Source organism: Terrabacter sp. 2TAF16, assembly GCF_052115065.1.
Lineage (GTDB): Bacteria > Actinomycetota > Actinomycetes > Actinomycetales > Dermatophilaceae > Terrabacter.
The window spans coordinates 1-25,887 of record NZ_JBFRFZ010000017.1 but is presented as its reverse complement, the minus strand read 5'-3'; the positions used below and the strand labels follow the sequence as shown (position 1 = coordinate 25,887).

26 protein-coding genes and 1 pseudogene are annotated in these 25,887 nt (G+C 72.5%); 19 read left to right on the top strand and 8 right to left on the bottom strand.

Annotation, left to right across the window (positions count from 1 at the left end):
• Positions 1–38: 38 nt before the first annotated feature.
• Positions 39–533 (bottom strand): thiol peroxidase, encoded by a 495-nt coding sequence (gene tpx, locus AB4Z14_RS19860; RefSeq protein ID WP_442276721.1) that lies wholly within the window; start codon positions 531–533, stop codon positions 39–41.
• Between the two features lie 127 nt (positions 534–660).
• On the opposite strand from tpx, the gene AB4Z14_RS19855 reads away from it, so the two are divergent.
• From AB4Z14_RS19855 to AB4Z14_RS19835, 5 genes are all read left to right on the top strand, one after another.
• Positions 661–834 carry a hypothetical protein gene (locus AB4Z14_RS19855; protein WP_442276720.1) on the top strand — a complete coding sequence of 58 codons (174 nt, stop codon included), beginning with the start codon at positions 661–663 and terminating at the stop codon, positions 832–834.
• Positions 831–1,229, top strand: a complete 399-nt coding sequence (locus tag AB4Z14_RS19850; protein ID WP_442276719.1) for an ankyrin repeat domain-containing protein — start codon at positions 831–833, stop codon at positions 1,227–1,229. Before AB4Z14_RS19855 ends, AB4Z14_RS19850 begins: the two co-directional genes overlap by 4 nt.
• Entirely contained in the window at positions 1,226–1,474 is a 249-nt protein-coding gene (locus AB4Z14_RS19845; protein WP_442276718.1) for a hypothetical protein, read from the top strand. The genes AB4Z14_RS19850 and AB4Z14_RS19845 overlap by 4 nt, the downstream gene beginning before the upstream one ends.
• Before the next feature lie 62 nt (positions 1,475–1,536).
• Positions 1,537–4,332 carry an alpha/beta fold hydrolase gene (locus tag AB4Z14_RS19840; protein WP_442276717.1) on the top strand — a complete coding sequence of 932 codons (2,796 nt, stop codon included), beginning with the start codon at positions 1,537–1,539 and terminating at the stop codon, positions 4,330–4,332.
• Complete coding sequence (locus tag AB4Z14_RS19835) at positions 4,329–5,255, top strand: ABC transporter permease subunit (protein WP_442276716.1); 927 nt, start codon at positions 4,329–4,331, stop codon at positions 5,253–5,255. The genes AB4Z14_RS19840 and AB4Z14_RS19835 overlap by 4 nt, the downstream gene beginning before the upstream one ends.
• A gap of 15 nt (positions 5,256–5,270) precedes the next feature.
• On the opposite strand, the gene AB4Z14_RS19830 is transcribed toward AB4Z14_RS19835, so the two are convergent.
• Both AB4Z14_RS19830 and AB4Z14_RS19825 read right to left on the bottom strand, forming a co-directional pair.
• Entirely contained in the window at positions 5,271–6,143 is an 873-nt protein-coding gene (locus AB4Z14_RS19830) for an LLM class F420-dependent oxidoreductase (RefSeq protein ID WP_442276715.1), read from the bottom strand.
• A gap of 49 nt (positions 6,144–6,192) precedes the next feature.
• Positions 6,193–6,726: a phosphoribosyltransferase gene (locus AB4Z14_RS19825; RefSeq protein WP_442276714.1), complete on the bottom strand. Its 534-nt coding sequence runs from the start codon at positions 6,724–6,726 to the stop codon at positions 6,193–6,195.
• A 153-nt stretch (positions 6,727–6,879) separates the two neighbouring features.
• Here AB4Z14_RS19825 and AB4Z14_RS19820 point away from each other — a divergent pair, with 153 nt between their 5' ends.
• From AB4Z14_RS19820 to AB4Z14_RS19800, 5 genes are all read left to right on the top strand, one after another.
• Entirely contained in the window at positions 6,880–8,025 is a 1,146-nt protein-coding gene (locus AB4Z14_RS19820; RefSeq protein ID WP_442276763.1) for an aminotransferase class I/II-fold pyridoxal phosphate-dependent enzyme, read from the top strand.
• Between the two features lie 17 nt (positions 8,026–8,042).
• Positions 8,043–8,804, top strand: coding sequence for a DUF5995 family protein (locus AB4Z14_RS19815; protein ID WP_442276713.1), 762 nt, complete (start codon positions 8,043–8,045; stop codon positions 8,802–8,804).
• A gap of 143 nt (positions 8,805–8,947) precedes the next feature.
• Positions 8,948–9,691, top strand: coding sequence for a DUF2589 domain-containing protein (locus AB4Z14_RS19810; protein WP_442276712.1), 744 nt, complete (start codon positions 8,948–8,950; stop codon positions 9,689–9,691).
• 52 nt (positions 9,692–9,743) lie between these two features.
• Positions 9,744–10,598 carry a hypothetical protein gene (locus AB4Z14_RS19805; protein WP_442276711.1) on the top strand — a complete coding sequence of 285 codons (855 nt, stop codon included), beginning with the start codon at positions 9,744–9,746 and terminating at the stop codon, positions 10,596–10,598.
• A gap of 1 nt (position 10,599) precedes the next feature.
• The gene (locus AB4Z14_RS19800; protein WP_442276710.1) at positions 10,600–11,178 is read left to right on the top strand and encodes a hypothetical protein; all 579 of its coding nucleotides are present in this window, start codon (positions 10,600–10,602) and stop codon (positions 11,176–11,178) included.
• A 27-nt stretch (positions 11,179–11,205) separates the two neighbouring features.
• Here AB4Z14_RS19800 and AB4Z14_RS19795 read toward each other — a convergent pair whose 3' ends face one another.
• Positions 11,206–12,495: an MFS transporter gene (locus AB4Z14_RS19795; RefSeq protein ID WP_442276709.1), complete on the bottom strand. Its 1,290-nt coding sequence runs from the start codon at positions 12,493–12,495 to the stop codon at positions 11,206–11,208.
• A gap of 133 nt (positions 12,496–12,628) precedes the next feature.
• On the opposite strand from AB4Z14_RS19795, the gene AB4Z14_RS19790 reads away from it, so the two are divergent.
• The 5 genes from AB4Z14_RS19790 (at position 12,629) to AB4Z14_RS19770 (ending at position 17,859) form a co-directional block, all read left to right on the top strand.
• Complete coding sequence (locus AB4Z14_RS19790) at positions 12,629–13,141, top strand: MarR family winged helix-turn-helix transcriptional regulator (RefSeq protein WP_442276708.1); 513 nt, start codon at positions 12,629–12,631, stop codon at positions 13,139–13,141.
• Between the two features lie 33 nt (positions 13,142–13,174).
• Complete coding sequence (locus AB4Z14_RS19785) at positions 13,175–14,014, top strand: SDR family NAD(P)-dependent oxidoreductase (protein WP_442276707.1); 840 nt, start codon at positions 13,175–13,177, stop codon at positions 14,012–14,014.
• A gap of 22 nt (positions 14,015–14,036) precedes the next feature.
• Positions 14,037–15,707: a 5,6-dimethylbenzimidazole synthase gene (gene bluB / locus AB4Z14_RS19780; RefSeq protein WP_442276706.1), complete on the top strand. Its 1,671-nt coding sequence runs from the start codon at positions 14,037–14,039 to the stop codon at positions 15,705–15,707.
• Between the two features lie 78 nt (positions 15,708–15,785).
• Positions 15,786–17,342, top strand: coding sequence for a peptide MFS transporter (locus tag AB4Z14_RS19775; protein ID WP_442276705.1), 1,557 nt, complete (start codon positions 15,786–15,788; stop codon positions 17,340–17,342).
• 1 nt (position 17,343) lies between these two features.
• The gene (locus tag AB4Z14_RS19770) at positions 17,344–17,859 is read left to right on the top strand and encodes a gamma carbonic anhydrase family protein (RefSeq protein ID WP_442276704.1); all 516 of its coding nucleotides are present in this window, start codon (positions 17,344–17,346) and stop codon (positions 17,857–17,859) included.
• A 101-nt stretch (positions 17,860–17,960) separates the two neighbouring features.
• Here the strand turns inward: AB4Z14_RS19770 and AB4Z14_RS19765 are convergent, their stop codons facing one another.
• Both AB4Z14_RS19765 and AB4Z14_RS19760 read right to left on the bottom strand, forming a co-directional pair.
• Entirely contained in the window at positions 17,961–18,722 is a 762-nt protein-coding gene (locus tag AB4Z14_RS19765) for a sulfite exporter TauE/SafE family protein (protein ID WP_442276703.1), read from the bottom strand.
• The gene (locus tag AB4Z14_RS19760) at positions 18,719–19,417 is read right to left on the bottom strand and encodes a FadR/GntR family transcriptional regulator (protein ID WP_056775573.1); all 699 of its coding nucleotides are present in this window, start codon (positions 19,415–19,417) and stop codon (positions 18,719–18,721) included. Before AB4Z14_RS19760 ends, AB4Z14_RS19765 begins: the two co-directional genes overlap by 4 nt.
• Before the next feature lie 119 nt (positions 19,418–19,536).
• Between AB4Z14_RS19760 and AB4Z14_RS19755 the strand changes: the two genes are divergently transcribed.
• From AB4Z14_RS19755 to AB4Z14_RS19745, 3 genes are read left to right on the top strand one after another with little or no spacing between them, the layout of a single operon-like run.
• Positions 19,537–20,877, top strand: coding sequence for an SLC13 family permease (locus AB4Z14_RS19755; RefSeq protein WP_056775570.1), 1,341 nt, complete (start codon positions 19,537–19,539; stop codon positions 20,875–20,877).
• Between the two features lie 4 nt (positions 20,878–20,881).
• Entirely contained in the window at positions 20,882–22,057 is a 1,176-nt protein-coding gene (locus tag AB4Z14_RS19750) for a CaiB/BaiF CoA transferase family protein (protein WP_056827438.1), read from the top strand.
• Positions 22,057–23,508 carry a carboxyl transferase domain-containing protein gene (locus tag AB4Z14_RS19745; RefSeq protein ID WP_442276702.1) on the top strand — a complete coding sequence of 484 codons (1,452 nt, stop codon included), beginning with the start codon at positions 22,057–22,059 and terminating at the stop codon, positions 23,506–23,508. Before AB4Z14_RS19750 ends, AB4Z14_RS19745 begins: the two co-directional genes overlap by 1 nt.
• Here the strand turns inward: AB4Z14_RS19745 and AB4Z14_RS19740 are convergent.
• Positions 23,505–24,527, bottom strand: coding sequence for a DUF3800 domain-containing protein (locus tag AB4Z14_RS19740; protein WP_442276701.1), 1,023 nt, complete (start codon positions 24,525–24,527; stop codon positions 23,505–23,507). The genes AB4Z14_RS19745 and AB4Z14_RS19740 overlap by 4 nt on opposite strands.
• A 185-nt stretch (positions 24,528–24,712) precedes the next feature.
• Between AB4Z14_RS19740 and AB4Z14_RS19735 the strand changes: the two genes are divergently transcribed.
• Positions 24,713–25,486 (top strand): helix-turn-helix domain-containing protein, encoded by a 774-nt coding sequence (locus AB4Z14_RS19735; protein ID WP_442276700.1) that lies wholly within the window; start codon positions 24,713–24,715, stop codon positions 25,484–25,486.
• 24 nt (positions 25,487–25,510) lie between these two features.
• On the opposite strand, the pseudogene AB4Z14_RS19730 reads toward AB4Z14_RS19735, so the two are convergent.
• Positions 25,511–25,887: pseudogene (locus AB4Z14_RS19730) on the bottom strand (hypothetical protein); the annotation flags it as partial.

Below are 25,887 nucleotides of genomic sequence, written 5' to 3'. Positions count from 1 at the left end.
CGCTGCTGGTGCGCAGCGTCCGCGGCTTCACCCGCGCGTCAGCCCAGGGCGGCGATGGCGGCGTCGTAGTCGGGCTCCTGGCCGATGGCGGGGACGAGCTCCGTGTGCGCGACGGTGCCGTCCGCGTCGATGACGACGACCGCACGGGCGAGGAGGCCGGCGAAGCCGCCGTTCTCCATCCGTACGCCGTAGTCGTAGCCGAAGCCGGAGCGGAACGACGACGCCACGACGACGTTCTCGATGCCCTCGGCGCCGCAGAAGCGGTTCAGCGCGAACGGTAGGTCGGCCGACACGCAGACGACCGCCGCGTTGTCGAGCCCGGCGGCGATCTCGTTGAAGCGGCGCACGCTCGCCGCGCAGACGCCGGTGTCGACGCTCGGGAAGATGTTGAGCACGACGCGCCGGCCCGACGGCAGCGTCACGTCGTCGCGCAGGTTCGTGCCGGTCAGCGTGTACGCGGGAGCGGGGGTGCCCACGGCCGGCAGGTCGCCGACGGTGTGGACGGTGGTGTCTCCGAGGGAGGTGGTGGCCATGGACGTATCTAACACGGGTCGCCTGGGGCTACCGTCGCGGCATGCCCGCTGACGGCGCGACGTGCCTCGCGACCCGCTGCTTCTGCGAGCTCGCTCGCCCCGACGGCATCGCCCAGCCGGCCGGCGCGTGGTCGTCCTCGGCGGGGTCTCCCTCCTCGTGGCCCTCGGCTTCCTGGTCTGGGTCTGGCCCGAGTCCCGACGGGTGCTCTTCGCCGCGGTCCTGCTGCCCGGCATCGTCCTCGGCGCCGTCGCCGGGTGGTGCCTCGCCCGGCACTGGGCGACCCGTAGGTTGGTGTCATGACGGAGTCGCCGCTCACGCCGGAGCAGCTGGAGCAGATCGTGGCGGTCGCGATGGACATGGCGCGCGACGGGCGCACGGCCGACCTCGTCGAGTTCCTCGACCACGGCTTCCCGCTCGACCAGCAGGACCCCGCCGGCAACACGCTCGTCATGCTCGCGGCCTACCACGGCCACCTCGACACGGTCACGAGCCTCGTGGACCGCGGCGCCGACGTCGACCGCCGCAACGACCGCGACCAGTCCCCCGTGGCCGGGGCGATGTTCAAGGGCGAGGACGAGGTCGTCCGGGTCCTCGTCGCGGCGGGCGCCGACCTCGACGCCGGGTCGCCGACCGCGCGCGCCACGGCCCAGCTGTTCGGGCAGCAGCACCTCATCGACGGAGAGGACCGACCGTGACCGACCCGCACGACACCGGAGCACGCTCGCGCTTCGTCATCAACCTCGTCGGCGTCATTGGCATCGTGTTCGGGGTGCTCCCGATCCTGCGCTACCTGCTCGACCTGTCGCTCTTCGAGTTCACCGTCGCGCCCTACGAGTGGCTCCAGCTCGAGGGGGCCGCGCGGTTCCTCCCGCCCGGGATGGTCCTCGTCGCGTGCATCGTCGTGGCCTACGTCCTCGAGCAGCGGCTCTCCCGCGACTGACCCCGGTCCAACCCTCGACGGTCGGTGACCGTTCAACGACGAGCCCGTGATGTGATGTGGGCATGTCGGTCCGGGCCTCCCTCCTCGCCGCGCTCGTCCTCGGGTCGAGCCTGGCGATGGCGCCCGCCCCGGCCGCTCTCGCCGCCGACCCGGTCTCGCCCGAGGTCACGACGGTGCCCGTCGGTGCCGAGCCCGACGGCACGGCCGTGCGCCTCGACGTCTCCGTGTGGCCGCAGTCGAGCGGCAAGCACCCGGTCGTCCTGCTCGCCCACGGCTTCGGCGGCACCAAGGACTCGGTGACGAGCCAGGCGAACGACCTGCACGACCGCGGCTACGTCGTCATCGCGTGGAGCGCCCGTGGGCACGGCGCGTCCGGCGGTCGCATCCACCTCAACGACCCGGCCTACGAGATCGCTGACGCGAGAACGCTGCTCGACCTCGCGGCCAAGCGCTCCGACGTCGAGCTCGACGGTCCGGGAGACCCGCGCGCCGGGGTCATGGGTGCCTCCTACGGCGGCGCCCTCGCCCTCATGCTGGCCGGCTCCGACCGGCGGGTCGACGGCGTCGTCTCGGCCATCACGTGGAACGACCTCGCCGACGCCTTCTTCCCGCAGGCCGCCGTGACGAAGCCGGCGACCACCGCTGCCGGGCGCTCGCCGATCGACGTCGCCGGACCCTTCAAGCAGGTCTGGGCGACAAACTTCTTCCTCTCGGCGCTCCGTGGCGGCCAGGGGGCGGGCACCGGAGCCGCCGACTGCGGCCGCTTCGACCCGACGATCTGCCGCCTCTTCGTCCAGGCCTCCGAGACCGGCACCGCCTCACCCCAGCTGACGACGCTGCTGCGCGCGCACAGCCCGAAGCCGACGATGAACGCCGTCACCGCGCCGACCTTCCTCGTCCAGGGGGTCGGCGACTCGCTCTTCGGGCTCGACCAGGCTGACGCCAACGCGTCGGCGCTCGCCGCCTCCGGCACGCCGTATGCCGTCCGGTGGAGCGACGGCGGCCACGACGCCCCGAGCACCCACGAGGCGGAGGAGGTCGAGGCCTCCTACACGTGGCTCGACCACTACGTGCGCGACAAGGGTGCACGCGGATCCGCCCTGCCCACAGCGGCCTTCACCTACGGCACCCCCGCCGGTCGGGCGGGTCAGCCGACGACGCTCCACACCCTCACGGCATACCCGGGGCTGTCCGGCGCGGCGCTCCGGACGCGCGAGCTGCCCCTGACGACGACCTCCGGGGCGCTGCTGCACCCGCCCGGCGGACAGCCGGCCTCGCTCATCGCCGTGCCCGGCCTCGCCGCCCTGGGCGTCAGCCTCTCGACGTACCAGATCGCGGCGCTGCCCGGTCAGTCGACGGCCCTCGACACGCAGCCCGTCGCCGAGGCCGAGACGGTGGTCGGGTCGCCGACGATGCGACTCACCGTCACGTCCGACGCGCCGGACGTCACGCTCTTCGCGTCGGTGTGGCGCGTCACCGGTGGCTCGGTGACGCTGACCAACCCGCTCGTCGCGCCGGTGCGCCTCACCGTGACGCCGGGCCGGCCCACCCCCGTGACGATCTCGCTCCCGGCAGCGACCTACGACCTGCCGGCCGGCACCCGGTGGCGCGTCCTGCTGACGAGCACCGAGTCGACGTACTCCAACTCGCGGACCCCGAGCGGCATCCGCATCTCGGGGGCCTCGGCGCTCACCCTCCCGGTCGCGACCGGTGCCGCGGTCGACGGGGCCGTGGCCGGCGGCGTCGACACCGAGACCCTCCTCGCCTCCGGCGCCCTCGCGGTGCTGCTCCTCGCGGCGCTCGCCGGTTGGCTCGTGCGCCGTCGCCGCCGGATGCACCTGCCCGCGCGGCCTGACCTCGCCGACGTCCCGCTCGTCATCGAGGGACTCGTCAAGACGTACGCCGACGGCCACCGCGCCGTGGACGACGTGTCGTGGCGGGCCGAGAAGGGTCAGGTCGTCGGGCTGCTCGGCCCCAACGGCGCCGGCAAGACGACGACCATGCGGATGGTCATGGGACTCATCTCCTCCGACGCCGGCAGCGTCCACGTGCTCGGTGAGCCCGTCTCCGCCGGCTCGCGGGTGCTCGGCCGGGTCGGCGCGCTCATCGAGGGCCCCGGCTTCCTGCCGCACCTCACCGGGCGCCAGAACCTCGAGGCCTACTGGTCCGCCACGGGCCGGGACCCCGAGGACGCCCACATCGCCGAGGCCCTCGACGTCGCGGCCCTCGGCGGCGCCGTCGACCGGCCGGTCAAGTCCTACAGCCATGGCATGAAGCAGCGACTGGGCATCGCCCAGGCGATGCTCGGGCTGCCCGAGCTGCTCATCCTCGACGAGCCGACCAACGGCCTCGACCCGCCCCAGATCGCGGCGATGCGCCCGATCCTGCGCCGCTACGCCGAGACCGGGCGCACCGTCGTCGTCTCGAGCCACCTGCTCGCCGAGGTCGAGATGACGTGCACCCACGTCGTCGTCATGCACGCCGGCCGGGTCATCACGCAGGGCCCCGTCGCCGAGCTCGTCGACAGCGACGACACGACGATCCTCGACCTGCCCGAGCACGTCGACCACGACGTCGTCAGCGCCGGCGTGCACGCGCTCGAGGCCGCAGCTGGCGTCACCGAGGTGCGCGTCGACACCCCGACCCGGATCGTCGTCGTCGCCGACCGCGGCCGGGCCGAGGTCGTCGCGGCTGCCGTGTCGGCGGGGCTGCCCGTCGTCGGCGTCAGCAGCCGCCGCCACCTCGAGGAGGTCTTCCTCGGCGTCATCTCGTCGGCGTCCGCACCGGGTGCGGCCGGCGAGCCCGGAGACGAGGGTGCGTCCCTCGTCGAGCGACTGAGGCAGGTGAGGGCGCGATGAGCGAGACCCACGCGGGGGGCCCGGACGTGAGCCCCGGGGACGCTCTGCTCGACGTCATCGAGCCGGCTCCGGCAGCGGGGAGCGGCGAGATCCACCAGGTGCGCGATCCGCTGTCGTGGCGGTCCGAGCTGCGCCGGCAGTGGGGCCGGCGACGCACGATCTGGGCCTTCGGCCTGCTCCTGGCGCTGCCGCTCGTCCTCGTCGGGTCGTTCGCCTTCGGCCAGCGGTCGAGCAACAGCCGTGGCGGTGCCTCGACCCGGATCTTCGACCTCGCCCAGAGCGGGGCCGCGAACTTCAGCCTCGTGCTCGTCTTCCTCGCCTCGGAGCTGCTCCTCGTGCTGCTCGCCGCCCTCTTCTGCGGCGACGCCGTGCCCTCCGAGGCGTCGTGGTCGTCGCTGCGCTACCTGCTCATCGCGCCGGTGCAGCGGGCCCGCCTGCTCACGAGCAAGCTCGCGATCGGGATCGCCTCGACCCTCGTCGCGACGGTCCTGCTGCCGGCGTGGGGCCTGCTCGTCGGCGGCGTCGCCTACGGCTGGGACCCGCTGACCAACCCGCTCGGCGAGAACCTCTCGTGGGGCCAGTTCCTGCCGCGCCTGGCGCTCGCGATGGCCTACATCTTCGTGACACTGCTGCCGATCGCCGCCATCGCCTTCTGGATCGGGACGCGCTCCGACGCGCCGCTCGCGGCGGTCGGCGGCGCCGTGCTCGTCAGCATCCTGCTCAACATCCTCGACCAGCTCGACGCGCTCGACCCCTACCGCAACGCCTTCCCGGGCCACTACTCGCGGGCCTGGCAGGACGCCCTCGCCGTGTCACCGGACTACACCGACATGGTGCACGGCGCCTTGTGGGCGCTCGTGTGGGCCGTCGCCTTCACGATGCTCGCCTACCGCCGCTTCCGGCGCAGCGACATCCTCAGCTGACGCCGCGCCTCCTGCTCAGAACGTCGTGGCCTCGGGGATGATGCGCTCGCCGATGAGCTCGAGCACGTCGGTCTTCGAGCCGTCACCGATGCCCAGCTGCACGTGCGTCACACCGAGCCCGGCGAGGTCACGCAGGTGCTCGAGCGTGGCGTCGACGTTCTCGCCGTCGGCGCCCGGGTCGACCGGTCCCATGACGGTCTTCTCGATCTCGTCGTAGTCGCGGCCGAGAGCCTCGCAGTGGCCGCGGAGGACCTCCAGCTTGTGGGCGAGGTCGGGGCTGTCGAAGAGGTTGCAGGCCTGGGCGTACTGCGCGACCATCCGGAGCGTCTTCTTCTCGCCGCCGCCACCGATGAGGATGGGCGGGTGCGGACGCTGCACCGACTGCGGGGAGTTGAGGGTGCTGCCGAGCCGGTAGTGCTTGCCGGCATACGGCTCGACGCTGTCGCCCCACATCTGGAGGCAGATCTGCAGCGTCTCCTCGAGGCGCTCGAAGCGCTCGGCGGTGGCGGGGAAGAGCAGGCCGAGACCGACGCACTCCTCCTCGTTCCACGCCGCGCCGATGCCGAGCATGGCGCGGCCCTTCGACAGCACGTCGAGGGTCGTGACCTCCTTGGCGAGCAGCCCGGGCTCGCGGTAGACGGCGGCCGTGACCCAGGCGAGCAGCTGCACCTTCTCGGTGACGGCCGCGAGGAAGCCGAGGGCCGTGTAGGCCTCGAGCATCTCGTGCTCCTTGGGCCCGACCATGCCGATCTGCCAGACGTGGTCCATGACCGAGAGCTTGGTGAAGCCGACGTCCTCGGCCGTCCGCGCCGTGCGGACGAGGTCGTCGACGAAGGTGGAGGAGCCGCCGCTCCACGTGAAGTTGGCGAGGTGCAGTCCGAGATGCATCCTCCGACACTACGTCCGCTCGCTGGAAGTGGAACCCCTGAGCGAGCCTTCAGGGGGCGTCCGGCGCCGCGGTGAGCTGGGAGCCGGAGACGGGCGGCTCGGCCGACCACGGGAAGACGATCCACTGGTCGGTCTGGCGCCAGACGTAGTCGGGCGTCACGGCTGATCCGGGCTTGCCGTAGAGCACCGCGCTGCGTGCCTCGGCGCCGTGCTCCTGGAGCAGGTCGAGCACGAGCGCGAGAGTGCGGCCCGAGTCGGCGACGTCGTCGACGACGAGGATCCGGCGGCCCTTGAGGCTGCCGGTGTCGAGGTGCGGGGCCAGGAGCACCGGGTCGGGCAGCGTCTCCTCGACGTCGGTGTAGAACTCGACGTTGATGGCATCGGTGAGCTTGACGCCGAGCGCGTACGAGAGCCCGCCGCCGGGGATGAGCCCGCCACGCGCCACGGCGACGAGCACCTCCGGGCGGAAGCTCGAGTCGGCGACGAGGGTCGCGAGCTCGCGGATCGCGACGCCGAAGCGCTCCCACGTCAGCACCTCCTTGTCGACGAGCGTGGAGGCGTCTGCGTGGTAGGCGATCGTCATGCGAGGAAGGCTAGTCACGTCCCGTGAACGGCGTGTTTCGGGTGCCGAGGGTTCGGGCAGACTGGCCGGGTGACCCCCGACCCGAGCCGCGCCAGCTGCCCGACCCGACCGCTCCGGCCCTCCCGGCGCTCGCAGGTGCCCCCGTTCGAGGTCATGGACGTGCTCGACCGGGTGGCCGTGCTCCGGGCTCAGGGGCGCGACGTCGTGTCCCTCTGTGCCGGTGAGCCGTCGGGAGGTGCGCCGAGCCTCGTCTCGGAGGCCGCGGCGCGCATCCACGGCTCGGGCCGTGCCCTGACCTACACCTCGGCGCTCGGCATCCGTGAGCTGCGGTCCGAGATCGCCGCGCACTACGGCCGGTGGTACGGCCTCGACGTCGACCCGGCCCGCGTCGCGATCACGACGGGCTCGTCGGGCGGCTTCGTGCTCGCCTTCCTCGCCGCCTTCGAGCCGGGGGACCGTGTCGCGCTCGCGCGGCCCGGCTACCCGGCCTACCGCAACATCCTCACCTCGCTCGGGTGCGAGGTCGTCGAGATCGACTGCGGCCCCGAGACCCGGTACCAGCCGACGCCCGAGCTGCTCGACGCCGCGCAGGCCGACGGCGAGCTCGCGGGGCTCATCGTCGCCTCGCCCGCCAACCCGACCGGCACGATGGTCGACCGCGCCGAGCTCGCGGCGATCACCGACTGGTGCGCCGCCCACGGCGTACGTCTCGTCAGCGACGAGATCTACCACGGCGTCACCTATCCGGACCCCGGCGCCGCCGACCCCCGCGGTGTCTGCGCCTGGGAGACGGACGACACGTCTCTCGTCATCTCCTCCTTCAGCAAGTACTGGGGGATGACGGGCTGGCGCCTGGGCTGGATGCTGCTCCCCGACGACCTCGTGCGCCCCGTCGACGCGCTGGCCGGCAACGTCGCGCTGTGCCCACCCGCACCGGCGCAGTATGCCGCCGTGTCGGCCTTCGCGGAGGAGTCCTACCACGAGTGCGACGACGCGGTCGCCGAGTTCGCGCGGACCCGAAAGCTCTTGCTGGACAATGCATCCCGCCTCGGCTGGGGTGAGTCCGCGCCGCCGGACGGCGCGTTCTACTACTGGGCAGACCTCGGGCCGCAGCGGGGCCGGTGGGGCGGCTCGGCGGCATACGCCAGCGCCCTCCTCGAGGAGGTCGGCGTCGCGATCACGCCGGGCGGCGACTTCGACGACCGGGCGGGCGGCCACTCGGTGCGGCTCAGCTTCGCCGCCGGAGCGACCGCGGTCAGCGAGGCGATCGAGCGGATCGAGGCATTCAACGCCCGGTGAGCCGCTAGCGTCGGCCCATGGGGTGGTTCTCCGGCGCGGTGGCGTGGGTCCGCTCGCGGATCGGGAGCCAGCCGCGGCCCGAGCCGCCGGCGCCCGGCCAACCGGCGACGGTCGACGCGCTCGTCGAGCGGATGCACGAGATCGACCGCGCGCTGCCCGGGAGCGACGGTGTCGCGGCCTTCAACCGGATGTACCTCCGCGTCACCGAGCTCGTCCGTGACCGGCTCGTCGAGGGGTGGTTCGGCAACCCGGCCTTCGTGACGCGGCTCGACCTCGTCTTCGCCGGGCTCTACCTCGACGCGGTCGGTGCGGGCTCGCCCGACCCGTCCTGGCAGCCGCTCTTCACGTGCCGGCTCGAGCCGGGCCGGGTGCCGATCCAGTTCGCGCTCGCCGGGATGAACGCCCACATCAACCACGACCTGCCGCTGGCCGTCGTCACGACGTGCCGCCAGCTCGGCCTGACGCCGGACAGCCCCGGGGTCGAGGACGACTACCACCGGGTCAACGACCTGCTCGCCGCCGTCCAGGAGGACGTGCGCCGATCGTTCCTCGACGGCATCGCGCTCACCGTCGACGAGCAGTACGCCGGCCCGGTCGCCAACCTCGTCAGCGGCTGGAGCATCGTGCGCGCCCGCGACGCCGCGTGGACGAACGCCCGCGTGCTGTGGTCCCTCGAGGGCGTCGAGCCGTTGCGCACCGACTTCCTCGCGACGCTGTCGCGCACCGTGGGGATGGCCGGGCGCTACCTGCTGACGCCGGTCGCCGACCTCGCTTCCTGACCTCGGCCTCGCCCGCCAGGCGACTCGTGCCGTTTTCGAACGGTTTGGGTGTATCAACGACCCCCGGTGTGGCTCTGAACGGCCGTGACCCGTACAGCGGTCGCGCTGATGTCTCCCAGGGGGAGTCCACGAAAGGAACTGAGATGGCAGAGACCAAGAGCACGGCCGGCCAGGCCGCCAAGCGCCGCACCACCGCCGGCAGTGTGGGGCGCGCGGTCGCCACGGGTCGCAACGGTGCGACGGCCGAGGCACAGGACGTAGCCGACGTGGCTCAGGACGCCGCGGAGCTCGCGATGCAGACGGCCGGCGCGATCGCCGACCGTGCCCTCGCGGACCCGCGGGCAGCCACACCGACGACGAACTTCACGTCGGAGCTCAACAACATCGACTTCCGCAAGATGATCGGCGGTCCGCTGCAGGCAGCGGTGGACGCGCAGGTGGCCTCGTCGCTGGCGACGATCGACTTCATCAACAAGGTCGGCTTCTCGGGGGAGGGCGACAGTCGCGAGCTCGTCATGGTCGACTTCTCGCACAAGCGCAAGGACGTCGACTCCACCGGAGCCGAGGTGACGAAGGACGTCGCGCTCCGCGTGCCGCTGCTCGCCATGCTGCCCATCCCGTCGCTGCGCATCGAGCAGGTCGTCATCGACTTCAACGTCAAGCTCAACTCGGTCGAGAGCTCCAGCACGAGCGACGCGCTCGGCGTCGATGCGGAGGTCAAGGCGGGATGGGGACCGGTCAGCTTCAAGGTGTCCGCGTCCTACCAGCGCAAGACAGCCACGAACGTCGAGGTGAAGAAGGAGTACGCGCTCAACGTCAACGTCAAGGCGGTCCAGGACGAGATGCCCCCGGGCCTCGAGAAGGTCCTCGGGATGTTGTCGGCCTGACGGACCGACGCGCCGACACGCAGACACGCCGACACGACGAAGGAGAACGGGCATGGCCGAGGTGACCCTGGGCGACTACACCGGCTACATCCTGCTCGAGATGATCAGGGCCCGGGAGATGGCCGACCACTACTCCCGGACCGTGGCCGAGCGGTATGCCGCCGACGAGGTGATGCGCCACTTCGCGGTGCCGCGCTTCAAGGTGCCGAAGATGGAGCTGACCATCCCGGTGCTCATCTCCGGGGCGCGGTTCAGCCAGGTGCTGCGTTTCGACATGGCCGCCGACGACTTCGTCGCCACCATGGGGCAGCGTGCGGCAGAGGCCCGGGAGCGGCTGGCCAGCCCGCCCCTCCCGGGCTTCCCGGGCAAGATCGGGCCGGTCATGCCGGGTCGGCCAGACATCCCGATCCTGCTGCCCCCGCGGCCGGTGCCCGTCGATCGTGACGCCACCGTCGGCGCGGCCGTGACGGACACCGGGGACCCGACGGCCACGCCCGACCTGCGCTCCCTCGCCCTGGACTTCCACGCGCAGCTCGTCGCCAATCCCGACCCGCTACGACCCGAGACGATCGTCGCGGTGATGTGGAGCCGGATCTTCTGGTCCGCCGTGGGTGATCCGACGTCCAGCCCGACGGCCCCGCCGGAGTCCGCGCTGCCGACCGACCCGCGACAGGCTCTTCTCGCGGAGACGAGCCAGGACGTGCTCGAGCTCGTGCGGTCCCGCACCGTCATCGACCGGACGACGATCGACAACCTGCTCATCAACCCTGAGACCAACGTCGTCAAGAACGGCAGCACGGACTCGAGCGTCTTCACCGTCTCGGCCGAGCTGCTGGAGGAGGCGTTCTTCCTCCGATCCGTGACCGACGAGTCGGGTGCGACGTCGACGGTCGTGGAGTTCGAGTGACATGCTGCCCTTCCTCCATGACCGACTGACGAGGTATGCCGTCCTGCTGGAGTCGTCCTCCGCGGCGATGACGGCGTATGCCGCGAACGACGCGGGATACGCCGTGGCGGTCGCCGACCACCTCGCCGCCACGGCCGCCGCCTACGAGTCGATGGGCTCGAGCGATGCCGAGAACGCGGTTCGCGCGTGCCGCGCCGAGCTGGAGGCGGCCCGTCGCGGTGTCGACGTCGGGACGGGGGTCCGTGTGGAGACCCGGCGGCGCGAGTTCGAGCGCTCGGCCGCGCTCCGAGTCCTGCTCGCGACCGCGGAGCGGCTCCGTGACGACCATGGGAACGCGAGGTCCACGCTCGACGACGCTCGTGAGCAGCTCGGCCCCGTGGTCGTGTTCGCGCTCGACCACGGCCTCATGCCGGCCGGCTTCGGCGCCCCGACCCAGGAGGAGCTGGAGAAGCTCTGGCGCGCGATCCTGCTACGTCCCGAGAGCCGGGGCACGGCTCAGGTGCTCGCGATGCGGCTGTCGCAGCCCGACATCCTGCTCCTGCTGGCCGACCTGCTCGTGGCAGCCGGCGTGCGGCAGTGACCGGCCCGCCTGCCCCGGACCGCGGGCTCAGGCAGCGACCACGGCGCGGGCCGGCGCGCTCTCCGAGGCGGCCGACGTGACGCCCGCAGCGGCCGTGCGACGCTCCTCGACCCGGCGGTCCCGGAGGGCGCCCCGCAGTCGCCACGCGCCGTAGACGGCGCCGACGCTGATGACGAGGTGCAGGCCGAGGAAGCCGTTGGCGAGCCCCATCCCGAGCAGGGCACCGGCCACGAGCGGCCCGACGGCCGAGAAGGTCGTCTGGATCGCCGTGAAGGTGCCCAGCGTCGTGCCGACGAGCCCGCGGGGAGCGAGGCTCGCGGTGAGCGGGTTGAGCACGGGTGCGTACATCGTCTCGCCGACGGCGAAGATGCCGAACGTCGTGACGAAGAGGGCCGAGGCGACCTCCGGCGTGAGCTGCGCCACCGAGAGGACGACCCACGACAGGGTCCAGATGGCGCCGACGACCATGAGCAGGCTGGCCGCGTTGCGACGCGCGGTGACCCGCACGACGACGACCTGCAGGACCACGATGACGACGCAGTTGACGGCGGCCGCGAGACCGATGGCGGACTCGTCGACGTCGAGGACCGTGAGGGCGTAGGCCGGCAGGCCGGACTCGAACTGCGCGTAGAAACCGAGGGCCAGGGCCACCGCGACGACCGCGGTCCAGCGCAGGGCCGGCACGGCGAAGATGCGGCGCAGGGCCTCCATCGTGCCGAGCTGCGTCTCCGCCTCGCCGGCGGCGAGGTCGGGGGCGACCTCGCTCGGGGCGCCGATGCCGGCGACGTGGATGAGGACGGCCGAGATCGCGAAGCCCGCACCCGCGGCGATGAACGCGAACGTCATGCCGTCGGCGCGCGAGAGGTCGACGAACTGGCCGGCGACGAAGGCGCCGAGGGCCATGCCGATGGCCTCGGCCGTGAACTTGTAGGCGAAGACCTTGCGGCGGTCGTCGCTCCCGGCCCAGCGCAGCACGAGCACCGACGCGGCGGGGCCGGCTGCGGTCAGGCCGAAGCCGAAGACGAACATGCCGACGAGGAAGGCCGGCGCCGACCCGGCCCAGACGAGGCTGCCGACGCCGACGGCGGCGAGCAGCTTGGCCACGACGGCGACGGTGACCGGGTTGTAGCGGTCGCTGAGGCGCCCGGCGAAGGGTGCGGCGACGAGCGCGCCGACCGAGAAGAGGGTGCTGGCCAGGGCGGCAGCGAGGGCGCCCCAGCCGCGGGTGTTGGCCGCATACGCGTACTGGTAGGGCAGCACGGTGCCCCATCCGAGCATGCCGATGGACGACGCGAGGATGAGCAGCTTGGTGCGCATGGGTTTCACACCCTTTCCGGGACGGGGAGGCGGACTTCGGGAGTCAACGCAGCTTCGGTATCGAATATTTCGTCATCGAAGTTCGACTTCGAAACAGTAGCACCAGCCCACCCGGGTGCGACAATGCCTTTCCATGGCAGCGAAGCGACGACAGACCGCCCAGCAGGAGCACGCCGCGGACGTCGCGACCTACGTGGCCGCCGGCGGCGAGGAGTCCGTGCAGCGGGTCATCACCGCGGTGTTCTCCGTGACGAAGAAGCTCGACCAGTGGTACGTCCGGCAGTTCGCCGACCTCGACCTGACCCAGGGCGAGTGGTCGGTGCTGGCCTCCCTGGCCCGCGCGGGCGACACGTGCCTCACCCCGAGCCAGCTCGCCGACCTCTCCAACGTGGCCCCCTCGTCGATGACGCACCGCCTCGACAAGATGGCCGGCCGTGGCCTGCTCCAGCGCCGCCCCGACGAGTCCAACCGCACCCGCACCCTCGTCTCCCTGACGAAGGACGGGTGGGCCCTGTTCAGCGCCGCGGTCCGCGAGTCCAACGTCGTCGAGAGCGACACCCTGCGCGGACTGTCCGACACGGAGCGGCACGAGCTGGCCCGGCTCCTCGAGATCGTCATCGCGGGCCTCGACGACATCGACGCGTAGCCGGGCCTGCGTCGCGGGCGTAGCGTCGCCCGCATGAACGCCAACGGGCAGCCGGTCGCCCTCGTCACCGGAACCTCCTCGGGCATGGGCCTGCACACCGCCGTCGAGCTGGCCCGTCGCGGCCTCGCCGTCGTCGCGACGATGCGGGACACGAGCCGGTCCGGGGCGCTGACCGCTGCCGCGACCGAGGCGGGCGTCGAGCTCGACGTGCGGGCCCTCGACGTCACCGACCACGAGGCCGCCCGGGCCTGCGTCGACGGGGTGCTCGCCGACCACGGCCGCCTCGACGTCCTCGTCAACAACGCCGGCCGCGGCGCCGTCGCCACCGCCGAGCAGCTGAGCCTCGACGAGATCCGCGACCAGCTCGAGGTCAACTACCTCGGGCCCGTCGCCCTGACCAAGCTCGTCCTGCCCCACATGCGCTCGGCCGGGTCCGGCACCGTGCTCACCGTGACGAGCGTCGGTGGCGCTGTCGGGCAGCCGTTCGCGGACGCCTACTGCGGCGCGAAGTTCGCCGTCGAGGGCTTCATGCAGTCGCTCGCCGTCGTCATGCTCGGCCACGGCGTGCACGTCTCGGTCATCGAGCCCGCGGCCGTCGCGAGCGACTTCGTCGGCAACGTGGCCCGTCCCGAGGGCGATCCCGCCGACCCGTATGCCGCCCAGCTCGACGCGTACCTCGCGCGGTCCGCGGGCGCCTTCGCCAACGCGCAGTCCTCCCGGGACGCCGCGGTCGCCATCGCCGACGCCGCGACGTCGGCCGAGCACCGCTTCCGCTGGCAGACCTCGGAGGGCGCGACCGCCTTCGTCGGCATGTCGCTCGCCGACACGGACGGCAGTCGCGTGCTCGGCGTGACCCGGTCCTGGATCGAGTGAGCTCCTCGTTAGAGTCGGCCCCGTGAGCTACCGCAGGCCCGTCCCGACGATCGGCGACCCGTCGTCGGCCGCCGAGCGGGCCCAGGCGCCCGACGCGTGGGCGCTGCGCGACGACCTCGCCTCGCTCGAGCGGGTCGTCGGCGCTCGCCGCGACATCCGCCGCTTCCGACCCGACCCCGTGCCCGACGACGTGCTCACCGCGGTGCTCACGGCCGGTCACCGGGGTCCGTCGGTCGGGCACAGCCAGCCGTGGCGCTTCGTCGTCGTCACGGAGGCTGCGACCCGCGACACCGCCGCCCTCATGGCCGACCGGAGCCGCCTGCGCCAGGCCGCCGGGATGACGGAGGAGTCGGCGCGCGGCCTGCTCGACCTGCGTCTCGAGGGCATCCGGGAGGCGCCCGTCGGCGTCGTCGTCGCGTGCGACCGCCGCACCCCGGCCGCCGGGGTGCTCGGTCGGGCCACCTTCCCCGACGCCGACCTCTGGTCGTGCGCGGCGGCCATCGAGAACATCTGGCTGACGGCCCGGGCCCACGGCCTCGGTCTCGGCTGGGTCACCCTCTTCGAGCCGGCCGAGCTCGCCGACCTGCTCGGCCTGCCCGACGGCGTCGAGACCCTCGGCTGGCTCTGCCTCGGCTGGCCCGACGAGCGGCCGCCCGAGCCCGGCCTCGAGCGGGCCGGCTGGAGCAGGCGCCTCCCGCTCGAGCAGGTCGTCATGCGCGAACGCTGGACCGAGCGCGACGCCCCGCCCTCCCACCTGCGTGCGCCCGAGCCGGCCGACGTCGTCGCCGCCCGCGACCGATCCGACGACCTCCTCACGGTGCCGGGCTCGCTCGGGGTCCTCGACACCGTCCTCGACCGCGTCACCGCGCTCGCGGCCGTGGACGGTCGGGGCACCCTCGTCGTCGCGGCCGCCGACCATGCCGTGACGGCATACGGCATCTCCGCCTTCGACCCGACGGTCACTGCCGACGTCGCCCGCGCGACCCGTGAGGGCACGTCGATGGGGGCCGTGGCCGCTCGCGCTGCGGGCCTCGACGTCGAGCTCATCGACGCCGGGATCGGTTGCAGCAGAGGCGATCTCGTCACCTCCGACGCGCTAGACGAGAGGGCGTATGCCGCACTGCTCGCTCTCGGTCGCGAGCGCGGTCGCGCGCTGGCGGGCGCCGGACCCGTGGCGCTCGGCGAGGTCGGTGTCGGCAACACGACCGTGGCGGCCGCCCTCGCCGCCGCCCTGCTCGACGTGCCGGCCGACGACGTCGTCGGCCGTGGGTCCTCCGCCGACGCGGCGATGCTCGACCGCAAGCGCGACGTCGTGACGCAGGCGCTCGCCCGGGTCGGGCGCGTCGGCCCGGACGAGGCCGTCCGTCGCCTCGGCGGGGGAGAGCTTGCCGTCCTCACCGGGATCGTGCTCGGGGTGGCCGAGTCCGGAGGGGTCGTGGTGCTCGACGGCCTCGCCACCTCGGTGTGTGCGCTCGCCGCCGTGCGCCACGAGCCGGCGGTCGCGGCGCACCTCGTCGCCGGCCAGCGGTCACGTGAGAAGGCCCACGCCCTCGTGCTCCGCGAGCTGGGTCTCGAGCCCCTCCTCGACCTGCGGATCCGTGCGGGCGAGGGCGTCGGTGCGGCCCTCGCGACCGGGCTCGTCAAGGCCGCGCTGGCGCTGCGGACGGGCGTCGCGCGCACCTCCACGGTTTGAGTCCGACGGCGGGACCCCTCTAGTTTTGTGTGGTTGTCCAACCATCGAACTGCCCCCACGAGGGGCTGGGAGACTCGCATGACCACACAGACCCAGGACCGACCACCGACTCCCGACTCGGGCGCCAGCGCCGACGACCGGGCCTTCCTCGGGCACCCCAAGGGACTGTCGACCCTCTTCTTCGTCGAGCTGTGGGAGCGCTTCTCCTACTACGGGATGCGCGCCATCCTGCTCTACTTCCTCATCGACACCGTGGCCAACGGCGGCCTCGGCATCGACGAGACCACCGGCACCGCCGTCGTCGCGATCTACGGCGCGTCCGTCTACCTCCTGTCGATCATCGGCGGCTTCACCGCCGACCGGCTCTTCGGTGCCCGCCGCTCGACGCTCTACGGCGCGGTCGTCATCATGGCCGGCCACGTGTGCCTGGCCATCCCGGCCGCGGCGACCGCCTGGCTCGGCATCGCGCTCGTGGCCCTCGGCACCGGTCTGCTCAAGCCCAACGTCTCCGCCATGGTGGGCACGCTCTACAAGCCCGAGGACGCACGTCGCGACGGCGGCTTCTCGATCTTCTACATGTCGATCAACATCGGCTCGTTCTTCTCGCCGCTCGTCGTCGGGTGGCTGCGTGAGCACTACGGCTACCACGTCGGCTTCTCGGCCGCAGCGGTCGGCATGGCCATCGCCATCGCGTGGTTCGTCCTCGGTCGCAAGGCCCTCGGCCCCGCCGTCGACGACGTGCCCAACCCGCTCTCGCCCGAGGAGCGCGGCCGCGTGTCGGCCCTCGCCGTCGGCGCCGTCGTCGCCTTCGCGGTCATCGTCGTGCTCGCCGGCCTGTGGCGCGACACCGTCCTCGACCAGGTCATCGACGCGATCTCGATCGTCGCCGTGCTGACGCCCATCGGGTACTTCACGATGATGTTCCGCAGCCCCAAGGTCGAGCGCGAGGAGAAGTCGCACCTCGCCGCCTACCTCCCGCTGTGGATCGGCGCGATGCTCTTCTGGATGATCTTCGAGCAGGCCGCCGGCAAGATGGCGATCTTCGCCGCCGACAACACCGTCAAGGAGACGGCGGGCATCACCATCAACCCCGAGTGGTTCCAGTCGATCAACCCGCTCGCCATCGTCCTGCTCGCGCCGGTCTTCGGCTGGATCTGGACCAAGCGCGCCGGACGCTTCCCGTCGACCCCGATGAAGTTCGTCCTCGGTGTCACGATCATCGGCCTGTCGGCCCTCGCCATGTCGTGGGCCTTCGCGACGTTCCAGGGCAACACGGCGCCCGTCTACATCCTCGGTGGCATCTTCGTCATGCAGACCGTCGCCGAGCTCTGCCTCTCGCCGGTGGGGCTCTCGGCCACGACCCGTCTCGCGCCGCGCGCCTTCGCGAGCCAGGCCATGGCGCTCTGGTTCCTCGGCAGCGCCGCGGGCCAGGCCATCGCCGCGCAGCTCATCCAGGCGATGGGCGGCCTCAGCGACGCGGTCTACTACCTCGTCAACGGCGTCATCACCCTCGTCGTCGCCGGCGTGCTCCTCGCGCTCGTCCCGTGGATCCGTCGCAAGATGTCGACGGCCGAGCTGCACGCCACCGACCGCGTCGCCAGCACCGGCCGCACCGACAGCGTCTCGGCGCACTGACGTGATCGTCAGGCTCGACGGCGTCACCCCGGTGGTCCACGAGACCGCCTGGGTGGCGCCGAGCGCCGACCTCGTCGGGGCCGTCGACCTCCGGGCGGGCTCGAGCGTCTGGTACACCGCCGTGCTCCGCGCCGACGTCGACCCGATCGTGCTCGGCGAGGGCAGCAACCTGCAGGACGGCGTCGTCGTGCACACCGATGCCGGACACCCGACGAGCATCGGCGCGGGCGTGTCGGTCGGCCACCGTGCCGTCCTCCACGGCTGCACCGTCGAGGACGACTGCCTCGTCGGGATGGGGGCCATCGTGCTCAACGGGGCCCGCATCGGCGCGGGCAGCCTCATCGCCGCCGGCGCCGTCGTGCCCGAGGGTGCCGTCATCCCGCCCCGGTCGCTCGTCGCCGGCGTGCCGGGGAAGATCCGCCGCGAGATCGACGAGCCGGGGCTTGCGCGCATCCGCGCCAACGCCGAGGTCTACGTAGAGCTCGCCCGCCGCCACCGCGCAGCCACCAGCGCCTGAGGGCGCGCACGCGCGGCGGCGGCCCACCCGGCATACCCTCCGCTGGTTCGAGGTGATGTCGCGAGGCACATGTCCGTGCCGGCATCACCTCGAACGGCGGTTCAGCGGAGGAGCAGGACCGCGGCGACGACGCCGGCGACGACGACGAGCACCCGGAAGAGGGTCGGGGGCAGGCGGCGTCCGACGCGGGCACCCACGTAGCCGCCGACGACCGACCCGGCCGCGAGGAGCCCGATCGCCTGCCAGTCGAGGTCGGCGACGGCGATGAAGATGAGCCCGGCGACGACGTTGCCGGCGAAGATCGCGAGGGTCTTGAGGGCGTTGACGACCCGCAGGTCGATGTCGAGCCCGAGCCCGAGGACGGCGACCATCATGACGCCGGAGCCCGCCCCGAAGTAGCCGCCATAGACACCGGTCAGCAGGGCGAAGAAGGTCGTCACCGGTCCCATCCGGGTGCGTGGTCCGACGTCCTTGCCGCTGCGCGACCGGAGCCACCGGGCGACCCACGGCTGCACGCCGACGAGCAGGCAGGTGAAGAGGATGAGCCACGGCGCGACGGCCTCGAAGACGCTGGACGGCAGGGCCAGCAGCAGCACCGCGCCGCCGACGGCACCCAGCGCGCACGTGACGACGACGGTCCACGTGATGCGCGGGTGCTCGCGCAGCTCGGCCCGGTAGCCGAACGACCCGCTGACGCCCGCGGGCACGAGGCCGACGGTGTTGGAGGCGTTGGCCACGACGGGTGGCAGCCCGACGGCGAGCAGGACGGGGAAGCTGAGCAGCGAGGCCACCCCGACGGTCGTGGTGAGGATGCCGGCGCCGAGACCTGCGCCGAGGACGGCGAGCATCTCGAGGGGCGTCACGACCCGTCTCGCAGCACCGCCACGTCACTGACCATGACGACGTGGGCGTGCATCGCCGCGGCGGCCGCCTCCGGGTCGCCGGAGCGGATGGCGTCGGCGATGGCGCGGTGCCCGACGAGCGAGTCGGCAGGGCGGCCGGGCTGGCTCAGCGACTCGATGCGGGTCTCGCGCACGAGGTCGCGGATCTCGTCCATGAGCCGGGCGAGCAGCAGCGAGTGGGCGGCGGCGGTGACGGCGCCGTGGAAGCGCTCGTCGCCCTCGACCCCGCGCCCGCCGGCCTCGACGTCGCGGGCCATCTCCTCGATGGCCTCGTCGATGCGGGCGAGGTCGTCGGCCGTGCGTCTGGCTGCGGCGAGGGCGGCGATCTTCGTCTCGAGGGCGTCACGCGTGTCGATGATCTCGGGCAGTCGGTGGGCGTGCGCGCGGATGGCCTCGACGATCCGCCGCGGTCCGGGGGCGTCCGACAGGACCGTGCCGTCGCCGTGCCGGACCGTGACGACACCGATGACCTCGAGCGCGACGAGGGCCTGGCTGAGTGTGGCGCGGCTGACCCCGAGGCGCTGGGCGAGCTCGCGCTCGGGAGGCAGCCGGTCGCCCGTCGTGAGACCGTTCGACTCGATCCACGCGGTGATCTGCTCGGCCACCTGCTCGTAGAGCCGGGTGCGCGTGAGGCGGGACATGCCCGATGTCGACATGGGGTCACTCTATTGACAGTCGGCCCATTGACCTATTGGCTAGGCCACTGAGCCAGCCATGAGCCTCGTCACAAGGGCGTGGAACCAGGCGCGCTGGCCGCGACCGACGGAGGACACGCATGGGACCGGAATGGGTCTCGATCATCGCGCTCGTCGCACTCTTCGTGATCGGCACGCTGCTGCCGATCAACATGGGAGCCCTCGCCTACGTGGCGGCCTGGCTCGTCGGGGTCTACTCACTCGGCCTCAGCGAGAAGGAGATCCTCGGCGGCGTCAGCGGTGACCTCATCCTCACCCTGATCGGGGTCACGTACCTCTTCGCCATCGCCAAGAACAACGGCACCGTCGACCTCATCGTCAGATCCGCGGTCAAGGCGGTCGGCGGGCGCGTGGCGCTCATCCCGTGGGTGATGTTCTTCGTGACGGCGCTGCTCACCGCCATCGGCGCTGCGAGCCCTGCGGCCTGCGCCATCATCGGCCCGATCGCCCTCGGCTTCGCCGGGCGCTACAAGATCAACCCGCTCCTCATGGGCATGTTCGTCGTGCACGGCGCCCAGGGCGGCGGCTTCTCGCCGATCAGCATCTACGGCACGATCACGAACTCCGTCATGAAGGACAACGGCCTCCCGTCGAGCGAGATGACCGTCTTCCTCGCGAGCCTGGCGGTCAACGTCCTCATGGCCGTCATCCTCTTCCTCGTCCTCGGTGGCCGGCGCCTCATGAACCAGCGCGCCGACGACCTCGACGACGTCGACGGCCCGATGGGCGGCGACTCGATCTCCGAGGACCTCCACCGCGGCGGCGTCGGCGTCGCCACGCGCGGTACCGGCACGATGACCGCGACCCGCACCCAGGCGCTCGGCGTCAAGCGCGACCAGGTGCTGACGCTCGTCGCCTTCACGCTCGTGGCCCTCATCGCGCTGGCCTTCGACAAGAACATCGGCTTCGTCTCGATCACGGCCGCCGTCATCCTCGCGATGTTCGCGCCGACGCAGCACAAGGACGCCATCAAGCAGGTCGCGTGGCCGACCGTCCTCCTCGTCGCGGGCGTGAGCACGTATGCCGCCGTGCTGACCGAGGCGAAGGCGCCCGAGTTCGTCGGCAACTGGGCTGCAGGCCTCGGCGCCGCCGTCATCGGGGCGCTCGTGCTCTGCTACGTCGGTGGCGTCGTCTCGGCGTTCGCGTCGTCGACCGCCCTGCTGCCCGTCATCATCCCGATCGCCGTGCCGCTCATCGCCAACGGCGGCATCGGCGCTGCGGCGTTCGTCGCCGCGCTCGCGATCAGCTCGACGATCGTCGACGTGAGCCCGTTCTCGACGAACGGCGCCCTGATGCTGGCCAACCGGCCCGACAGCATCAGCGAACCGGTGTACTACAAGCAGATCCTCACCTACAGCGTCATCGTGGTCGTCGCCGGCCCGTTGCTCGTGTGGGCCGCCCTGATCCTCCCCGGATGGTGACCGAATGACCGCTCATGGACCCCTCTCCGACATCGTCGTCGTCGACCTCTCGCGTGCCCTCGCTGGACCGCACGCGACGATGATGCTGGCCGACCAGGGCGCGCGCGTCATCAAGGTCGAGGCCCCCGGCCGCGGGGACGACACCCGCGGCTGGGGCCCGCCCTTCGTCGGCGAGGAGGGCGCGCGCGAGTCGACCTACTTCCTGTCGGCCAACCGCAACAAGGAGTCGATCACCCTCGACCTCAAGGACGAGGCGGACCGCGACGTGCTGCTCGCGCTCGTCGACCGGGCCGACGTGCTCGTCGAGAACTTCCGCACCGGTGTGCTCGAGCGGCTCGGCCTCGGCATCGACTCACTCATGGAGCGCAACCCGCGGCTCGTCGTCCTGTCGATCACCGGTTTCGGCCACGACGGGCCCGAGGGCGGCCGCGCCGGCTACGACCAGATCGCCCAGGGCGAGGCCGGCGTCATGTCGCTGACCGGCTCCGGGCCCGACGACCCGCAGCGCGTCGGCGTGCCGATCGCCGACCTGCTCTCCGGGATGTACGGGGCCTACGGCGTCGTCGCGGCCCTCAACGAGCGGCACCGCACCGGGACGGGCTCCGTCGTGCGCACCTCCCTGCTCGCAGCGGTCGTCGGCGTGCACGCGTTCCAGGGCACCCGCTGGACCGTGGCCGGAGAGGTCGGCCGATCGGCCGGGAACCACCACCCGTCGATCAGCCCGTACGGCCTCTTCCACTGCCGCGACGGCTTCGTCCAGATCGCCGTCGGCAGCGAGGGCCTCTGGCAGCGGCTCTGCGCGGCGTTCGGCCTCGACCCGGCCGCCGAGGGACTCGCGACGAACGCCGAGCGCGTCGCCGAGCGCGAGCGGGTCATCGAGGTCGTCGAGGCGGCCTTCGCCGACTGGGACGCCGAGCCGCTGCTCGCCCGGCTCGCCGAGGTCGGCGTGCCCGCCGGCAAGGTGCGCAGCCTCGACGAGGTGTATGCGTGGGACCAGACCGCGAGCCAAGGCCTGCTCGTCGAGGTCGAGCACCCGACCCTCGGGCCGTTGACGCTGCCGGGTCCGCCACTGCGGTTCTTCGACGGCGACGGCACCGAGGTGACGCGCCGCGACCACGACGCACCACCGACTCTCGACGAGGACGGCGCGGCCATCCGCGCCTGGCTGAAGGAGGAGTGATGGCGCGCCGACCGTGGACCGCGCACGAGCTGCTCGACCTCGTGCTCGACTCCGGCTCCTTCGAGTCGTGGGACGAGCCGATCGACATCAGCGGCCAGCCCGAGGACTACCGCCGCCAGCTCGAGGCGGCGGCTGCCAGGGCCGGGACCGACGAGTCCGTGCTCACCGGGCGCGGCCTCGTCCGCGGCCGGCCCGTAGCCGTCGTCGTCAACGAGTTCCGCTTCCTCGCCGGCTCGATCGGTCGGGCCGCGGCCCAGCGGATCACCGCCGCCGTGCGGCGCGCGACCGCCGAGGGTCTGCCCGTGCTCGCCTCGACGGCCTCCGGTGGCACCCGCATGCAGGAGGGGACCCCGGCGTTCATCGAGATGGTCGAGATCTCGCGGGCGCTCATGGCGCACCGCGCCGCCCGGCTGCCCTACCTCGTGCACCTGCGGCACCCGACGACCGGCGGGGTGTACGCGTCGTGGGGGTCCCTCGGGCACGTGACCGTCGCCGAGCCCGGAGCGCTCGTCGGCTTCCTCGGGCCGAAGGTCTACGAGGCGCTCAACGGAGTGCCCTTCCCGACCGGCGTGCAGACCGCCGAGAACCTCGCCGCCAAGGGGGTGCTCGACGCCGTCGTGGCCGCCGAGGACCTGCCGATGCTCGTCGACCGGGCCCTGGGCGTCCTCGTCGACGGCCCGACCCTGCCGCGTCTCGACCACCGCGCCGGCGAGCCGAGCCGGCACCTGTCCGCCTGGGAGTCCATCGAGGTCACTCGCCGTCCGGACCGCGCCGGCGTTCGTGAGCTGCTGCGCTACGGCGCGACCGGCACCCTGCGGCTGCGGGGCACCGACGAGGGTGAGCGGGACTCCACGATGCTCGTCGCGCTGACGCGCCTCGACGGACAGCCCTGCGTCCTCGTCGGACAGGACCGGGCGCGGCAGTCGCCGACGTCGCCGATGGGGCCGGGCGCGCTGCGTGAGGCCCGGCGCGCCATGCGCCTCGCGGAGGAGCTGGGTATGCCGCTCGTCACCGTCATCGACACCCCCGGCGCTGAGCTGTCGGCGCACGCCGAGGAGGGCGCGATCGCGGGCGAGATCGCCCGGTGCATCGCGACCCTCACGACGATGACCGTGCCGACGGTGTCGGTCGTCCTCGGGCAGGGTTGCGGGGGAGGGGCGCTCGCGCTGCTACCGGCCCGCGAGGTCATCGCCGCCGAGCACGCCTGGCTCTCGCCGCTCCCGCCCGAGGGCGCGAGCGCCATCGTCCACGGCGACGTGTCGCACGCCGCCGAGATGGCTGAGCTCCAGCAGGTGGGCGTCCTCGATCTCGCCGCGCGGGGGATCGTCAGCCGCATCGTGCCCGAGCCTGCCGACGACACGCCCGCCTCGCTGGCGCTCGCGGTCGTCGCCGAGTGCGCGGCCGCGCTGCGTCGCCAGACCCATGGCGAGGCCCACGTCCTCGCGAGCTAGGGCACCCGGAGCGAGGTCGGGGAGAGGAACGGGCGAAGGGGGCTGTCGACGCCCAGGTCGGGCCACCGCCGGGCGACGCCGGCCAGCAGGTCGGCGACCTGGACGCGCGCGTCGTCGCGGGAGTCGACCGTGACGAGCCCGGCGAGCGGTAACACGCCGCGGTGGCTGCGGTCGTGGCCGCCGTCGTCGGTGCCGTCCGACAGGGCCTGCTGGAGGCGGCGGAGCCGGTCGGCGGTCAGGGCGCTCTGCTCGTCGTGGACCACGAGCACCTGCTGTCGACCGTCGCTCCACGTGAGGACGGTGTCGGCGAGGGCTGTCAGCAGGGGTTCGAGCGGTGGCGGGATCGTGCGGTCGTCGTGGACGAGCCGCGTCACGACGCCGCGCACCCTGGTCCGGGTCAACGCCGCGAGAACGGCTCGGGCCTCGGCGTCCACCCCGGGCGCGAGCGCGTCCCTGGCCTGGAAGAAGGTCTCGAGCACCCTGCGGTCGACGTGGTGTCGGCGCTTGGTGCGGACGAGGTCGACGAAGGCCGCGAGGAAGGCAAGCCACTCCGGTGCGCGTGACCCGCCGCACCGGTGGAGCGCGATGGCGGCGGGTCGCTGGTGCGCCGTCAGGCGGGTGCCGGCCGCCCACGACGGCTCCGAGAGGAAGAGGTCGACGACGCGGGTCGCGAGGAAGTACTCCTTGTCGACGACCTCGACGTGCGCACGGCCCTGGAGGCGCGAGAGCAGCCACACCAGGGCCTCGTCCGCGTGACGGCCCCGGAGCAGCTGTCCGGACTTGAGCTCGTCGAGCGACCAGCGTGAGTCGCTCCTGAGCGCCTCCACGAGCTCGGTCGCCTCGGTGAGGCTGAGGTCGGTGCTGGCGTGCGTGAACACCGGCGTCTTGGGGTCGAGCAGGTTGCTGCCCGAGAAGCCCGACTCGTCGCAGGCGATCTCGACGGCGGCACCGGCGAGATCGCCTGCGGGCGGCAGGCCGCCCTGCAGGGGAGGTCGCGATGCGCCGGCCACGCGGCCCATGCTCGTCCGGAAGGGGCGGGAGCACCAGTCAATAGAAGGGGTGCCCACGGACGGGACCTGGCTCGGCTCCCTTACGGTGGGAGGGCCCGTCCGATCGACGGGTCCGTGGGCGGGTGTGACACCCCGCCGGGACCGGAGAAGCCGGGAGAGGCCCGGAGAAGACCAGAAGAGACCAGGAGGTGCCGGTGCGCGGCGACAGGGAGCGGCACCTGACCGCAGGCGCCGGGCTCGACCTCTACGCGGCGGCTGCCGATCTCACCCAGCTCGTGAGCGGCCACGTCGTCGGGCTGCTCGCCGGGCGACCGACGCCTGGCTTCCGCCGGCTCGGCGTGGGCATCGACCAGATCGACAAGGGGCTCACGGCCCTCGAGCCCACCGCCCAGCGCAGCGTCTGGACGATGCACCCGATCCTCAGCTACGACCCAGCGAACGAGATGAGGCTGCTCGACGACCACACCCGACGCCGAGGCGTCGACATGCGGTGCATCACGACCGAACGCAGCCTGAACCTCTACCCCCTGCTCACCTCGGAGATCCCGCACGTCCAGTTCGGCCCGGCCCGCTCACAGTTCATCCTCGTCGACGAGGCGGTCGCCGTCGTGGGTGGTCCGCACAGCGAGGAGGGGTACCCGACGGCGTGGCTCACGACCCGGACCGACGTGCTGACGCTCGTCCGAGGCATCTGGGACCTGACCTGGCAGCTGTCGCACCCCGGGGTGCCCGCGGGCCAGAAGCCGCCCTTCACCGCCCGCCAGTGCGAGGTCGCCCGGAGGCTCGTCCTCGGGGCCAAGGACTCGGCCATCGCCCGCGATCTCGACGTCTCGCTGCGGACCGTCGCCGCCGACGTCTCGGTGCTCATGCATACGCTCGGTGCGGTGTCCCGAGCCGAGACGGCGCACCTGCTCGCGGGTGGGAGCCATCGACTCGACGCGGCCCGGCTCCGAGCGGAGGCGACATAGTCGAGCGGTACGCGCTGGAGGGCCTCAGGTCGGGGTGAAGTCGACGAGGTGCAGGTGCAGGGTGCCACCGGAGGGTGCGGGGTAGCGGCGACCGAGTCGGGCGGGTGGTCTGCGGCGGTCCGGCGCGTGTGCCCCGTCTGCCCCGTATGCCCCGTATGCCCCGTATGCCCCGTCTGACCGGTCTGACCCGTCTGACCGGTCCGGTTGGTTGGGGTCGGGGGCCAGGGTGAGCCGCGGCTGCGGGGGCGGTGTGGGTGGTGGGGGTGGTTTCTGGGGTGGGCCGATGAGCAGGCCGGTGTCGGTGTGGAAGGTGAGTCCGTCGGGGTGGGTGGGGTCGCCGGTGAGGGTGAACTCGCCGCGGTGGTGTCCGTCGTGGTGGAAGGTGCACAGGGCCAGGAGGT

What these genes read in the sequence shown, in the direction of transcription:
- AB4Z14_RS19825 (WP_442276714.1), bottom strand. Translation starts at nt 6,726, where the DNA reads ATGACGATCGCCTACCACGCAGACGCCTCCACGCTCGTCGACAAGGAG.
- AB4Z14_RS19835 (WP_442276716.1), top strand. Translation starts at nt 4,329, where the DNA reads ATGAGCGAGACCCACGCGGGGGGCCCGGACGTGAGCCCCGGGGACGCT.
- AB4Z14_RS19840 (WP_442276717.1), top strand. Translation starts at nt 1,537, where the DNA reads ATGTCGGTCCGGGCCTCCCTCCTCGCCGCGCTCGTCCTCGGGTCGAGC.
- AB4Z14_RS19830 (WP_442276715.1), bottom strand. Translation starts at nt 6,143, where the DNA reads ATGCATCTCGGACTGCACCTCGCCAACTTCACGTGGAGCGGCGGCTCC.
- AB4Z14_RS19810 (WP_442276712.1), top strand. Translation starts at nt 8,948, where the DNA reads ATGGCAGAGACCAAGAGCACGGCCGGCCAGGCCGCCAAGCGCCGCACC.
- AB4Z14_RS19790 (WP_442276708.1), top strand. Translation starts at nt 12,629, where the DNA reads ATGGCAGCGAAGCGACGACAGACCGCCCAGCAGGAGCACGCCGCGGAC.
- AB4Z14_RS19755 (WP_056775570.1), top strand. Translation starts at nt 19,537, where the DNA reads ATGGGACCGGAATGGGTCTCGATCATCGCGCTCGTCGCACTCTTCGTG.
- AB4Z14_RS19775 (WP_442276705.1), top strand. Translation starts at nt 15,786, where the DNA reads ATGACCACACAGACCCAGGACCGACCACCGACTCCCGACTCGGGCGCC.
- AB4Z14_RS19800 (WP_442276710.1), top strand. Translation starts at nt 10,600, where the DNA reads ATGCTGCCCTTCCTCCATGACCGACTGACGAGGTATGCCGTCCTGCTG.
- AB4Z14_RS19815 (WP_442276713.1), top strand. Translation starts at nt 8,043, where the DNA reads ATGGGGTGGTTCTCCGGCGCGGTGGCGTGGGTCCGCTCGCGGATCGGG.
- AB4Z14_RS19805 (WP_442276711.1), top strand. Translation starts at nt 9,744, where the DNA reads ATGGCCGAGGTGACCCTGGGCGACTACACCGGCTACATCCTGCTCGAG.
- AB4Z14_RS19785 (WP_442276707.1), top strand. Translation starts at nt 13,175, where the DNA reads ATGAACGCCAACGGGCAGCCGGTCGCCCTCGTCACCGGAACCTCCTCG.
- AB4Z14_RS19760 (WP_056775573.1), bottom strand. Translation starts at nt 19,417, where the DNA reads ATGTCGACATCGGGCATGTCCCGCCTCACGCGCACCCGGCTCTACGAG.
- AB4Z14_RS19740 (WP_442276701.1), bottom strand. Translation starts at nt 24,527, where the DNA reads ATGGGCCGCGTGGCCGGCGCATCGCGACCTCCCCTGCAGGGCGGCCTG.
- AB4Z14_RS19745 (WP_442276702.1), top strand. Translation starts at nt 22,057, where the DNA reads ATGGCGCGCCGACCGTGGACCGCGCACGAGCTGCTCGACCTCGTGCTC.
- AB4Z14_RS19795 (WP_442276709.1), bottom strand. Translation starts at nt 12,495, where the DNA reads ATGCGCACCAAGCTGCTCATCCTCGCGTCGTCCATCGGCATGCTCGGA.
- AB4Z14_RS19820 (WP_442276763.1), top strand. Translation starts at nt 6,880, where the DNA reads ATGGACGTGCTCGACCGGGTGGCCGTGCTCCGGGCTCAGGGGCGCGAC.
- tpx (WP_442276721.1), bottom strand. Translation starts at nt 533, where the DNA reads ATGGCCACCACCTCCCTCGGAGACACCACCGTCCACACCGTCGGCGAC.
- AB4Z14_RS19750 (WP_056827438.1), top strand. Translation starts at nt 20,882, where the DNA reads ATGACCGCTCATGGACCCCTCTCCGACATCGTCGTCGTCGACCTCTCG.
- AB4Z14_RS19850 (WP_442276719.1), top strand. Translation starts at nt 831, where the DNA reads ATGACGGAGTCGCCGCTCACGCCGGAGCAGCTGGAGCAGATCGTGGCG.